The 13,803-nt window shown below is 40.9% G+C and carries 6 protein-coding genes; 4 read left to right on the plus strand and 2 right to left on the minus strand.

Annotated features, from left to right (window positions below; genetic code table 11):
• Nucleotides 1–72: 72 nt before the first annotated feature.
• Both BTO08_RS03335 and BTO08_RS03340 read left to right on the plus strand, forming a co-directional pair.
• Complete coding sequence (locus BTO08_RS03335) at nt 73–1,173, plus strand: efflux RND transporter periplasmic adaptor subunit (protein ID WP_242446228.1); 1,101 nt, start codon at nt 73–75, stop codon at nt 1,171–1,173.
• A complete protein-coding gene (locus tag BTO08_RS03340; protein ID WP_105059887.1) occupies nt 1,170–4,247 on the plus strand; it encodes an efflux RND transporter permease subunit in 3,078 nt (1,025 codons plus the stop codon). Before BTO08_RS03335 ends, BTO08_RS03340 begins: the two co-directional genes overlap by 4 nt.
• A gap of 69 nt (nt 4,248–4,316) precedes the next feature.
• Here BTO08_RS03340 and BTO08_RS03345 read toward each other — a convergent pair whose 3' ends face one another.
• Nucleotides 4,317–6,959: a molybdopterin-dependent oxidoreductase gene (locus tag BTO08_RS03345; protein ID WP_005368637.1), complete on the minus strand. Its 2,643-nt coding sequence runs from the start codon at nt 6,957–6,959 to the stop codon at nt 4,317–4,319.
• A gap of 576 nt (nt 6,960–7,535) precedes the next feature.
• Here BTO08_RS03345 and torC point away from each other — a divergent pair.
• Complete coding sequence (gene torC, locus BTO08_RS03350) at nt 7,536–8,714, plus strand: pentaheme c-type cytochrome TorC (RefSeq protein ID WP_005368636.1); 1,179 nt, start codon at nt 7,536–7,538, stop codon at nt 8,712–8,714.
• Between the two features lie 316 nt (nt 8,715–9,030).
• Here the strand turns inward: torC and yccS are convergent, their stop codons facing one another.
• Nucleotides 9,031–11,214 carry a YccS family putative transporter gene (gene yccS, locus BTO08_RS03355; protein ID WP_105059888.1) on the minus strand — a complete coding sequence of 728 codons (2,184 nt, stop codon included), beginning with the start codon at nt 11,212–11,214 and terminating at the stop codon, nt 9,031–9,033.
• 469 nt (nt 11,215–11,683) lie between these two features.
• Here yccS and helD point away from each other — a divergent pair, with 469 nt between their 5' ends.
• Nucleotides 11,684–13,765, plus strand: coding sequence for a DNA helicase IV (gene helD, locus BTO08_RS03360; RefSeq protein WP_105059889.1), 2,082 nt, complete (start codon nt 11,684–11,686; stop codon nt 13,763–13,765).
• Nucleotides 13,766–13,803 lie beyond the last annotated feature (38 nt).

Below are 13,803 nucleotides of genomic sequence, written 5' to 3' on the forward strand. Positions count from 1 at the left end.
AAAAAGTATATTCGAGGTGTTGGTAATTAAGATAAGTGCCTTGCTTATATTGTTTAATTTCCAGATAAGTTGATGATGATGAAACAAAAATGCATTCCAGTCATAGTCTTCGCTGCTGTAAGTCTTATGCTTGTTGGTTGTAACCAAGAGAGCAAGTCAGGCTCTTCTCCTCATAAACAGCATTCATCGAAGATCGTTCAAGTAGAGACCCAACCTGTAACAGCACGCACGTTGACGGAGCAGGTCATGGGCTATGGGGTAGTGAAAAGCCATAATTCAGTTGCGCTAAAAAGTTTAGAGACGAGTCAAATTACAGCTATCTACTTCAAGGCTGGGGAAACGGTTAAGAAAGGCCAGCTATTAGTGCAGTTTGATCCTGCGTCGGCTAAAGCAAAAGTTGCACGAGATCAGGCACAACTTAACGCGACGAAACAAACATGGTTACGACAAAAAGAGTTAGTGAATAAAGGTGTCGTTGCACGAAGTACATATGATGACAGCGAAAGTGATTACAAACAGGCATTAGCACAACTAGAGCAAGATGAGTCTCAGCTTACAGAGTTGGCAATCAAAGCACCATTCGATGGTGTGATTAGTCAAACTGATTTTCATGTTGGCGACATAGTGACTGTGGGTAATACCCTTGCAACCTTGTATACCCCAGATCAATTATCGATTGAATATCAACTGCCAGCAGTACAAAAACAGGATTACCATCTTGATCAAACGGTGACGGTTTATTCAGAGCTTACACCTTCCGAACATGCTCAAGGCACAGTAAGTTATGTGTCTCCAAATATTGCAATGGGTCTAGTGACTTTAAAAGCAAAACTACCTGACGCGAAACAGTTTTCACCAGGGCAAAACGTGAAAGTTGTTCAGCAAACACGACAATTACTTCAGCAAGTTACGATTCCAACCTCATCACTTATCACCAATATTCAAGGCGCACAGGTATTTATTGTAGTGAACAATAAAGCCAGATTACGCGATGTTAAAGTCGGTCAGTACTATGACGGTTATGTACAGATTTTGTCTGGGTTAGCGGTAGGGGATCAATTGGTGATTAATGGACAAAACTACCTACGAACCGACCAAAAAGTGGAAGTTACGTCTGCGCAACAGCCAACGACACAATCATCATTACAGTCAGCAACGGCAGGTAAAAAATGAAATTAACGGAGCTGTGTTTACGCCGTCCGGTGTTATGTACTGTCTTGTGGTTGATCCCTGTATTCATTGGTCTGATTTTTTGTCAAAAATTGCCTTGGCGTTATACCCCACAAATAAGTCAATCCAAAATTCAAGTGACCGTCCATGATAGTGCGTTAGCGGCACAAAATATGATGACTGAAGTGTTGATCCCTATTCAAAATGCTATTGCTGGTACAGAGGGAATCAGCCATTTATCAGCGACTGCACGTCAAGGGCGAGGCAATATCATTATCGATGTCGCATCGAATGTTAATGACAGTGAAATCGATACCTTGGTAAGTGAAATTCATAATGATATTGGCAATATTGAAAACAAGTTACCTGATGATATTTCGCCGAAAGTAACCAAATCAGACGATCAGGGAATGCCTGCCATGTTGATTGGTTTAACACCGGGCCCTCATCAAGCGGAATATGAATTTCATCAGTATGGTATTGATACGCTATTACCTCAATTAGAACAGTTACCAGCAGCTGGCGCGGTAAGCGTTGCGCCAAGCTCAAGTCAATCTGTGTTGATCACCCTAAATCCCGATAAAGTGTATTACTATGGTTTGACGCTGAATAATGTGATTAACAAAATTAATGACGTAAACAGCATCACAGCGATCAGTGGTAAAACATCTGGTACAGAAAGCCAGTATCAATTGGTCTCAACAGGGGCGATTTCAAGTCTTGATGATATAAAAAAGACCATTATTGCGACTTATCAGCAGCAACCTATTCGATTAGATCAAGTGGCAGATATCACGATTGGTACACCAAGCAGCCAACGTGAAGTGAAACCGCTGGTGGATTTCTCGAAGAAAAATGCCATGCTGTTTGTGTTAAATCCTCAGTACACCGCAACTGCAAACCCACTGGTACTCTCTGAACAAGTTCACGGTTTATTAGATTCAATGACCTTGCCTAGCGGCATGAAAGCAAAGGTCTTATTAGATAAATCAACGTTCATTATTACGGCGTTAAATGATGTTTATGTCGCAATTGGTTTAGCGGTGATACTTGTTGCTGGCGTTATCTGGTTATTCTTGGGTAATTTACGTATTGCCTTGATTCCAATTGTGACTATTCCTGTCTGTTTATCGTGTTCGTTCATCATCCTTAAACTGGCAGGCTTTAGCATTAACTCTTTGACACTACTTGCGATGTTATTAGCGGTAGGGCTGGTGGTGGATGACGCGATCGTAGTGGTCGAAAACGTTCACCGTCAATTGCGTTTCCATGATTCCGTATTAAAGGCAACAGCCATTGCTTGTCGCCAAATCGGTTTCGCTATTATTGCTACAACCTTAACTCTGGCTGCGGTTTATATTCCGGTCGGTTTAGTTGATGGAATCACTGGACAATTGTTCCAGCAGTTCGCTTTTACTTTAGCGGGAACGGTGATTATTTCTGGAATTGTCGCGCTGACATTATCACCCATGATGTGCAGCAAAATGATGAATCATAAACCCGCTGGACGTTTTGAAAATGGAGTGAATAAACAATTAGATCGTTTATCTAATGCTTATCATCGAATGCTATCAGCCACCATTGATTGGCGAAAAACGACCTTATTAGTCATGGTGGTTGTTTTGGCTAGTAGTTATTGGCCATTTACTCAAACGCCATCAAAAATGCTACCAGATGAGGATTCAGGGCAAATCTTTTTATTTCAGCCCTTAGTGGGAAGTAGTGACGAAGCCAGTCAGCAGAAAATGATCGATAACATGAATACGCAGCTTAAGCATATTCCTGATATTGCGCATGTTGCGATTCTTGCTAGTACTGATTTTATTCGTGGTTTTGTGACCTTAAAACCGTGGGAAGATCGCTCTTTATCGGCACAGAAAATCAGTGAAATGATCAATGCGCGATTAAAAGAAGGTGGCAACCGTGTTTATACCGGTGTTATCCCTGCGATAGAAACAGGTGGTGGTCGTCGTGGTAACAGTGGCGGTATCGATCTTAATGTTAGTAGTAGTGTTGATGAGCAAAAGCTGGCGAAAGAGTTGACAGAAGTGACTTATAAAATCCAACAGTCACCGTTATTTTCTAATGCGCGAAGTAATCTTAAGTTCGACCAGAACCAATTTAAGATCAATATTAATCGCGTACTGGCTTCGCAATATGATGTGCCGTTACGTAATATTCAGCAAATCCTCAAGTTGGCAATGAGTGGTAAGAGTTTTAGTAATGATATGAGCTACCAAGGAACCAATTATCAGCTTCATGTACAGTTGGAATCCTTGTTTACTCTGACGCCAGACTCATTAAAACAGCTGATGATCGCTAATAAAAAAGGGCAATTAGTGCCGATGTCTGCGTTGATTAGTATAGAGAATGAAGTGGGGCCACGCTCACTTGAGCAATACGACAGAGCGACCTCAGCCTCGCTTTCTATTCGATTGGCTGATGGTGTCAGCATGGGCGAGGGTATTAATGCCTTAAACCGCATGTTGCCAGATATTTTACCCGCGAATGCTAATTACACCTATGTGGATGAAGCTAAACAGTACCTTGATGCAAACCAACAAATGTTGTTTGTATTTATCGCGGCTTTAGTCTTCATCTATATGGTATTGAGTGCTCAGTTTGAGAGTGTCGTTGATGCGTTAGTGGTCATGCTGTCATTGCCAATTACATTATCAGTGGCGTTATGGGCGTTGTATTTTAGTGATTTCACCTTAAATGTGTATTCACAAATAGGGCTGGTGACCTTGATTGGTTTGATTTGTAAACACGGAATATTAATCACTGAATTTGCTAATGAATTACAAGCAGAAGGGTTGGCACCGCGAGAAGCGATCCTCACTGCGACGAAAACACGTCTTCGTCCAATACTGATGACATCATTAACGATGATTTTGGGCTCATTACCATTGCTATGGGAGGCGGGGCCAGGAGCTAATGCGATGGGCTCGCTGGGGATCATTATTATTGCTGGTATGGCATTGGGTATCGTTGATCCCTTGTTTGTTGTACCGAGTGTGTATTTGATGGTGCAAAAGTTAAAGCGCAAGAATAAAGCGAAAGTTATCGAGTCTTAACTAAATTGTTTTAGATATAAAAAACGCAGCCAAAAGGCTGCGTTTTTAATTGATAGTTAAACTATTCAATTACTCAGTTTTTGCATTCTTTTTCAAGAAATCAAGAACAAGTTGACGGTCTTTATCATTTAGACCTGCACGTGGGAACATCGAGGTTGTAATACCTTTCCACTGCTTGTAAGTGAAGTCACTTGGGTGTGGTGCAGCGTGACATAACGTACAGCTACCGTAGAATAACTTCTCACCCGGTGATTGCGCAGGACCTTGCTCTGCTGCAACGGCTTTAAGGCGTTTGCCTAATTGTAGTGACCAAATATCCACTTGGTATTTAGACTTAACAATTTGTGGTGGCTCATACGCTTTGTTTGGTGTTAGTACATCAGTACATTTCTTGAAGTAAGCCAAACACGTATTTGCACTGGTTGCTTGCGCTAAACCACTGGTTGTTTTACTGCTTGTCAGCATGTTGATAGAGCCTGAGTTACAACGGCCTTTTTCATCAAGCTGTAGCCATGCGCCTTCGTGAATGTAGATAACACCTGGCATTGCTTCATCAGTAATACGTGCACCCGCAAGTAATGCGCCGCGGTCATTGTACACTTCAACCACATCGCCATCTTTCACGCCACGTGCTGCCGCATCATCTTTGTTGATAAGTACGATCTGACGACCATCAACAGACTCGTGGCTGTTCACATCAGCATTCGCCATTTGTGAGTGTAAGCGCATCCATGGGTGTGGACTTAGTACGTGAACTTGATCTTTCTTCGCGTTACCTAACCATTCAAATGGAGGCATCCATTGTGGCATTGCTGGACACTCATTTGCTTTAAACTTAGCAAGTGTTTCACTGTAAAGCTCGATCTTACCACTTGGTGTGTGAAGAGGGTTCTTTTCAGGATCAGCGTAGAAATCACCATGACGAACAAAGCTATTAGCATCTTCAGGTGTTGATAGGTGCGTAATACCATTTTGCCAGAATGTTTTGAAATCATCTGTTGCATCAGAAGCTTCGTAAGACGCTTTGATGTGTTGGTACATTGTCTTACCGTCAGTAAACTCTTTATGTACGTTAAACATAAAGGCTAGACGAGAGAAGATTTCGTAATCATCTAGGCTTTCACCTACAGGCTCAACCACTTTACGCATCGCATAAATCTTGTTGTTGCTGTAAGTACCGCCAGAAGTGATGTCATCACGCTCTAGTGTCGTTGTGGTTGGTAGCACGATATCTGAGTATTTTGCTGTTGCACACCACCAAGGGTCTTGACAGATAATAGTGTCAATATTCTTGTTCAGTGCATCAATTAACTCGTTAGTATCTTGTTGGTGCGATAGTAAGTTGTTACCTGCGTTATAAATTAATTTTGCTTTTGGTAACTTAAGGTTTGCACCATCACGGGTGTATTCTTTACCTGGGTTATTCAACATGTCTGAAATCATTACAACCGGACATGTTTTAGTAATTGGGTTACGACCTTGAGATAGACCGATAGGCATACGCTTACCAGACGTTGGCATACCACCATTACCGTAGTGCCAGCTAAAGCCTGCACCTTCACCTGGCTTACCAATTTTACCTGCAATCGCTGCAAAGTTGATGATAGACCAGTGGATCATTTCACCGTGGTCAGCACGTTGTAGTGCCCAACCAGCGGCAATTTGTGTACGCTTAGTTACACAAAGTTCTGCAATTTCAACGATTTTAGCAGCAGGAAGGCCAGTAATTTCTTCAGCCCACTCAGGTGTTTTTTCAATACCGTCTTCTTTACCCATTAGGTAATCAAGGTACTTATCAAAACCAACTGTGTACTTATCTAAGTAAGCTTTATCGTTTTTACCTGTTTTACATAGGTGGTAAGACATAGCAGTAAACAGTGCAGTATCCGTGTTAGGACGGATATTGATCATTTCACTGTCTAGAGCTTTATCAGTTTGGGTTTTCTGAGGGTTAATAGAGATAAACTTAATGCCTTTCTCTTTAAACGCTTCCCAGTGCTTTTGCATTGAGTGGTCTGCAACACGGAATTCAATACGGTTTGTTTTCCAAGGATCACAACCAATGAATAGAACAGCTTCTGTGTTCTCTTCAACGATCTTCCACGCAGTTTGTGGTGAGTACACTTCCATATCACCGATAACGTGAGGAAGAATAACTTCAGATGCGCCTGCTGAGTAGTCACCCGCACAGATACTTTGACCGCCAATAAGGTTAAAGAAACGACCTTGTAGTGTTTGTGGACGGTTTAGACCACTGTGAGACCAACCACCGTAAGAAGAGCTAAATACAGCTTCATTACCGTGCTTTTCAATTGTACGTGCAATACAGAAAGCAGTTAGTGCGATGGCAGTGTCCCAATCAACACGAACAAACGGTTCTTTACCACGTAAATGCGGATTGTGATCGCCTAATGGATCTTCAAGCAGAGACTTACGTACCATAGGGTATTTAATACGAGTATCAGCGTAAGTACGGCTTAGTATGCCTTTTGTTAGCATTTCAGTAGGGAACGGGTCAACGTCGTTCAGAGGTTGAACGCCAATTAACTTACCTTCTTTAACAACCGCTTTAAAAGGACCATAGTGAGATGCAGATGGAATTACTTGCGTGTCAGCCGCAAATACCTTGCCTGCAGGAAAAAGTGTGAGTCCATTAGCAGCAATTGCGGTTGCTACTGAACCTTTTAAAAAGTTTCGACGTGATAGGGTCATGATTATATTCCGAAGACAGTCCGAGCAATAAATAAATTAACGCCAAATATGCGCCTAATATTTATTCGGTATTGATGCCTATTTTTTTAATAATTCTTGATAGGCTACACGGAAATGAGAAATATATTATAGGGTCAAATGGAAAGTAAGTTTTCAAAAAAGATCACCCAAATTTAATATGTTTAATGGTCGATATAAATCCTAGAATATTTAGCGCATTAAGCAAAGGTTAATTGAAAATCATTATCAATAATGCCAAGTGTCATATGGAATAATAATAATTGTGACAAGTGTTAATTTTTTAAGTTATTGATTTTTATTTGTTTAACTTGATTGTGTTTCAATGATTCTTGATTATGTTACAGATGGTAAAAGTCTATTGACAGATAAAAACCATTTAGAGCTCTAACTAAATTGAATGAATAATTAGGCATAAAATCAAAGTAATGAATTATATTAATAATAATATTTTTTTTATTAATAACTCGCATTGCCGTATTCATATTCGACTGCTATTTTTGTACGTAACATTTTCTTTTAACGTCATTTTGACGTTTAATTCATTTTGGACCATCAATGAAGAAGCTCTGGCACTTTCTTATAAAGCCAAGCAGTCGCTACTCCGTTTTAGCAATTGCTGTTGTTTGTGTATTAATTACACTTGCAGGCGTATTTACTTTCCACAAATCGATTGAATTCACTTCTACTAACGAGTTTTGTACTGCTTGTCACTCGATGAAGGAAAACTACAACGAATATAAAACAAGCATTCACTTTAAGAACGCTTACGGTGTTCGTGCACAGTGTCGTGACTGTCATATTCCTGAAAACAACCCAATTGCTTTCATGAAAGCGAAATTGGGCGGTATTGGTGATATTTACAGTGAGTTCATTGGTAAAGATATCGATACACCGAAGAAGTTCGAAGAAAATCGTCTACGCATGGCACAGAATGTTTGGAAGATGATGAAGGACACCAATTCAGCGACGTGTAAGAGCTGTCACTCTTACTCTGCGATGGATCATGCTAAGCAATCACCAGCAGCAGCGGCTGCAATGACAGGCGCTGCTGCGAAAGATATGAACTGTATCGAGTGTCACAAAGGTATTGCTCACCAGTTGCCACATATCAACAACGATTTCCAAGCAACATTTAAGCAATTAAGCATTAATGCAGCGAAAGCGCCTGAAGCGACAACACTTTACTCACTAACATCTAAGCAGTTGTTTGTGAAAGATGCAGCTTCTGACGATGCACAAGGTCAATTGTACCCAGCATCAGAAGTGAAAGTTGTTGGCCAAAGTGGTGACATGCTAAAAGTTGAACTAACAGGTTGGGAAATCAAAGGTTCAACAACAGGTATGCTAGTTCAAGATATGGCGAAGCAAATTCAAATCGCTTCAATTGCTCCTGAACTACAGAAAACACAAAAAGTACTTAACACCCAAACCGCAACTGATGGTCAAGTTTGGCAGCAAGTACAAGTTGCAGCGTGGATGACACAACGTGACATGTTAGCAAGCATTAAACCTATTTGGGGTTACGGTAAAGAAATCCTAGATTCAAGCTGTAACCAGTGTCACGCAACGCCAGATCCAAAACACCTAACAGCAAACGCATGGGTTGATGGTCTAAAAGCAATGCAACAGTACTACAAGCTTGATAAGAACGAAGAGCGCGTACTACTTAAATATCTACAAGCTCACGCAAAAGATGCACCAGCAGAAACTGCGGCAGAGCAAGCAACTGAGTAAGATCATTTGCTAAAAAATAGATAGCTTGCGGTAACGCAACACCGAAAGGGTACCTGAGAAATCAGGTCCCCTTTTTTAATATATTGATTACTTGTTCTGTTGGCGATGTGATGTATTGCTAGACAATACATTTCTTTGTTGTGTTGAGCCTTTTGTTTCTTCATTAACACGAAATTGAATTCTAGTGTCTATAGGATTTCTTATGGTGCGAGTGTGCAAATGTTAACTCTGGTTTGAGAATAGAATAAATAATAGATATTAAAAAAGGACTGAATGTTTCCATTCAGCCCTTTAGTGTTTTTCACAATATTAAATATTATGCAGTCACTTCTTGTTTTTTCTCTTTAGGTGCTAGCTGCTCCGCCAGTTTGTGCATTTCAGGGAGCATACGGTGGATCAAGTGAAGTTGCTGTAACACCATTCGTACCGAGGTACAGTCTTCATCTCGCCATTGACCTAATCGTTGATCCAAATCGAGATCTAATGCGGGTGCCTTTTGACATGTGTTACCCGTTAGCTGTGTCGCTAAACATTCTAAGTGGGCGTGAATAATACGATGTGCTTCAGACACTAACTGATGGGTTTTATCGTCATCGAGCTGTGTTCGGTGTGCACCTAATGCCGAGATATAACTGAGCATGGCATGGTTTAAGGTTAAAAATCGGAAACTTTCATTAGCATCAATTTGGTAACGCTCAGGCTCTGCTAACATATTACTGATCGCCGTATTTAAATGGGCATCAGTATTGTGGGCGTCACGACGGGCGATACGATAGCTTAAACTGTCTTTTTTACCTATTCGGTACTGACCAATAATTTGTGCTAAGTAATCTTTATTGGCATTGATAGCGCCTGACATCGATTTGTGTAATCGCTTAGATTCCCAATCTGGCAAAATAAAGGTAACGGCTAAAACGGCTAATAAACAGCCAATTAAGGTATCGCCTAAACGCGGCAGAATAACTGCATACCCTTCACCTAATTGGTTAAAACAGAACAAGACGAGTAAGGTAATAAATGCCGTTGCCCAGCCGTATTTCACCATTCTAAAGGCAAAGAAAAGCACGCCTGCAGCAACCATCAATACCAGTTGGCCTTCTTGTCCTGGGAATAAATAAAGTAGCGGAATACCTGCGAAGATACCTGCCAAAGTGCCAATAACACGTTGGCGTAGTTTTTGGCGAGTCGCGCTGTAGTTTGGCTGACAGACAAAAAGGGTGGTCAGCAATATCCAATAACCACGTTGCAGATCGAGTGCTTGAATACAGCCGTAGCCCACCGTTAACGCTATTGCCATACGTATCGCATGACGAAAAAGTATGGAGTCAGTATTGAACTGGGCGCTGATACGTTTACCTAATTCTTTAAAACCATGCGCTTCGTTATCTGATAACTGAATTTCGTCACTGTCTTCGTTATAGGTTGCATCAGGGTTATTGATGTTCATTAACTGACGTTCAACCGTGGCGAGGTTGTTGAATAGGAAATCGAGTTGAATTAACAACATTTTCCATTCTGGTTTATTTTGGCTATGAAGGTACTGTAATGAATCTTGCAGTTCATTTAAGGCTTTCATGCTTTTTTCATCGTGGGTGTACGATTTCCCCATTGCTAATGCAGTTGAAATATCACGGCAAGCAACGGCTTGAGAACGTAATAAACGTTGGAAACGAAATAGCACATCACTACGGTTAAAGTTGGCTGCTAAATCTTGGTAACGATAATGCGAAGAGCTGGCACGTTCGTGAATATCTTGTGCCATAAAATAAATCGTTAAGAATTTATCGCCTGTCGTGTTGGGTTGTCCGCGTCTTGCTCGATGTAACAGGGTGGCTTTTGCTGAATTTAGCGCGTTAACAACTCGTGCGTTTTGGCTTGCTGCTTGCAAACGAAGAGGTTGTGGCACTAAGTCGGCAACAGGCTCAAAGAGTTGGCTTTTATGATCTAAATAATCGGCAAACTCGCTAAACACATTAGCAAGGCTACGTTGTACGGGTTGGTTAGGCCAAAGGATGTGCCATGTTAAGGATAAACAGCCATACCAAAATGCACCACCAAGTAACAACATCGGCTGGGACCATAAATCGACACTATGATCAGCACCTAGCATGGTGTAAACCGCCAGCAATAATGAAGCAAATGCAATACTTGCGTAGCGTGATCCCATTGCGCCTAACATGATGAAACAAAATGTTGACGTGAACAGTCCTAATGCAAAAAAGAGAGGATAAGGGAATAGGACTTCAATCGAAACAGATGCAATTAAAAAACAAAGTAAAGTGAGCGAAAGCGCTTTAATTCTACCGATCAAATTGTCATCAGTTTCAGCTAGCGCAGCAGCAATAACCCCGAGTACTAACGGTGTTACCTCGTTATTTGAATTGTAATACCAGCAAGGTAGTACGACGCCAACTAACGCAATGAGAACACGAATTGAGTAGTTTATTCTATCGTTCACCCAGTAACGGCGAAAATTTAGATGTAACTTGTTAGTTTGCATATAGATATTAACAATCTTCTGATAAATAATTGCAGAGAACGTCTAGAATAACCTTGTCGTAAATTTGATCCAATTGAAGTTATATAAAGACTTAAATTATTGGGTTATCTAGCTTAGAAATCGGCTTAAAGATAACAGAGTTTGGTTATAGATACTGTATCGACATCTCATGAAAGAACATTCGTTTGATAAAAGCGAGCAAGTTTTGTTCATTGGTTGAACTTTACTATTGAAGCAGAATCCAAAAATACATTTGTTTGTTCTGCTAGTGGAATTAATAAGCAAATAAATCCTAGAACGCTATGGCATAACAGGAGTTATTGGTACTCTATAGCGATATAAACCCAAGAAACTTGGGTAGACATCCGATCATAGGGTGATTGGACCTTTTCTATTTTAGCTGCATGTTTTTTACGCGGCTATGTTCAATATTACGCCCATATAAGAATATGGAAAAGTTGGTGAGATAATGCAATTAAGTGCCAGTTGGTTAGCACAATGGTTAGTGCAGGGTGATTATTACAGTATCGCTTTAGATGACAATTCATTGGTTTTAGATAGCCAAGTTGGCTCAGAAGTGATCTCGTTTGACGATTGGGATGGCTCAATTGAAATACATCGCGGTGTGTTATGGGGAGCGTTAGAGCTAACCTCTTCTGATCAGCAATATTGCTGGACTATTCATGGTTTGCCTTGGAGCGAATGTAAGCCGTTCGCCGCTTTTCTTATCCGCACGTATCAAGATTGGGCAAGAAATCGCGTTGATAAATTAGATGCTGTTTTACCTGAAATCTTACAGCGTATTGGCAAATTTTCATCACAGCCGGGCTATTTACGTGGCTCTGAGCATGAGTCGTTACATACTTTCCTTCATCAATCGCTTGCTGATACAGATTTAACACCAGAGTTAGCGGCATCATTCCGCCCTCGTAGCTTTGAAAAAATTTCGCCTTGGTTAGAAGAACATCAGGATTGGGTTGAAGAACACAATAAGACTTGGATTAAACAGCAATCTGAAAAATGGGGCTCATGGTTTGATAGTTTTGAGCGCTCACCATTAAATGATTCTCAACGAGAAGCGGCGTTAATCAACCAAGATCATAACTTAGTACTTGCCGGTGCTGGTACGGGTAAAACCAGTGTTTTAGTGGCTCGTGCAGGTTACTTAATTGCGAGTCAGCAAGCCGTACCTGAAGATATTTTGATGCTGGCATTTGGCCGTAAAGCGGCAGAAGAAATGTCTGAGCGTATGTGTGAGAAAGTCAGTGATCGCGTTAAGGTTGCTACGTTCCATAGCTTGGGCTCGCAAATCATCGCAGAAGTAGAAAAAGAAAAGCCTAATGTCGCCGGTATCGCTATTGATGCGCGTGTTCGTTCAGCATGGATTGCCCGTATGTTGATTGAACAATGGAATAAATCAGCGTCAGCGAGCAAATGGCAACGTCACCTTACGCAATGGCGAGTTCCGGGGTTTAGCAAAGAAAACACGATGGAACAACAGGCTGAAAATGAGCAATTGCAAGCTTGGGTTTGGCGCCATATTGAATTATTAGGTCAATCGACATTGTCGAAAGAAGCGCTAATAGAAGAAATTCAAAATAACAATAACCCAGCGATGCGCCCACGTATGAAGAGCGAATTAGAGTTATTGTGGCCTTGCTATCAAGCTTATCTGCAGTATTTAAAATCAAAGAAACAAATCGACTTTAACAGCATGATTGATGTGGCAACTGAATATGTTAAAGAAGGTAAGTTCGTGTCACCTTGGCGTTTTATTATGGTAGATGAATACCAAGATATTTCGCCACAACGTTTAGCGCTTATTGAAGCGTTATGCGGCCAGAAAATAGAAGGGAAGTCGTCCCCAACCTTGTTTGCTGTTGGTGATGATTGGCAGGCTATTTACCGTTTTGCTGGTGCTGATGTTAACTTAACGACTGACTTTGAAGGACGTTTTGGTTCATCTCATATCACTGAGCTATCAACGACTTATCGCTTTAATAGCATGATTGGTGAAGTGGCAAACTTGTTTATTCAACAAAACCCAAGCCAAATTAAAAAGCAGTTAACTAGCTTTACGAAACAAAGTAAGAAAGCGGTTACCTTGCTTGATAGTGATTTAATGCTGCAAGATTTAACTCGTTTAGCCAAACTTTATGATAATAAAGAAACGAGCGTGATGATCTTGGGTCGTAACAATAAGCAGAAACCAGCAAAGTTTGATGACTGGAAAGCACAGTGGCCACAACTTAACTTGGAATACATGACATGTCACGCGAGTAAAGGGCGTGAAGCTGATTATGTATTTATTGTTGATGTTAACAAAGGTATTTTCCCGTCTCCAGATCGTGAAACAGGTTTAGCTGCTGTGATGCAACCACGTACTGAAAACTATACTGATGCTGAAGAGCGCCGTTTGTTCTATGTTGCGTTAACACGTGCGCGTAAACATGTATGGGTATGTGCTGGTTCACACAATACATCTTCTTTTATCAATGAGTTAATCGAAGATAAGTACCCTGTAAATAATAAGATTAAACGCATTAAGTAATTGTATGCTTATGAAAAAACCGACCTATTAAAGGTCGG

Source organism: Photobacterium angustum (assembly GCF_002954615.1).
Lineage (GTDB): Bacteria > Pseudomonadota > Gammaproteobacteria > Enterobacterales > Vibrionaceae > Photobacterium > Photobacterium angustum_A.

Bases quoted from the DNA above. Each gene is read 5' to 3' on its own strand.
- BTO08_RS03335 (WP_242446228.1), top strand. From the start codon at position 73: ATGATGATGAAACAAAAATGCATTCCAGTCATAGTCTTCGCTGCTGTA.
- BTO08_RS03340 (WP_105059887.1), top strand. From the start codon at position 1,170: ATGAAATTAACGGAGCTGTGTTTACGCCGTCCGGTGTTATGTACTGTC.
- BTO08_RS03345 (WP_005368637.1), bottom strand. From the start codon at position 6,959: ATGACCCTATCACGTCGAAACTTTTTAAAAGGTTCAGTAGCAACCGCA.
- torC (WP_005368636.1), top strand. From the start codon at position 7,536: ATGAAGAAGCTCTGGCACTTTCTTATAAAGCCAAGCAGTCGCTACTCC.
- yccS (WP_105059888.1), bottom strand. From the start codon at position 11,214: ATGCAAACTAACAAGTTACATCTAAATTTTCGCCGTTACTGGGTGAAC.
- helD (WP_105059889.1), top strand. From the start codon at position 11,684: ATGCAATTAAGTGCCAGTTGGTTAGCACAATGGTTAGTGCAGGGTGAT.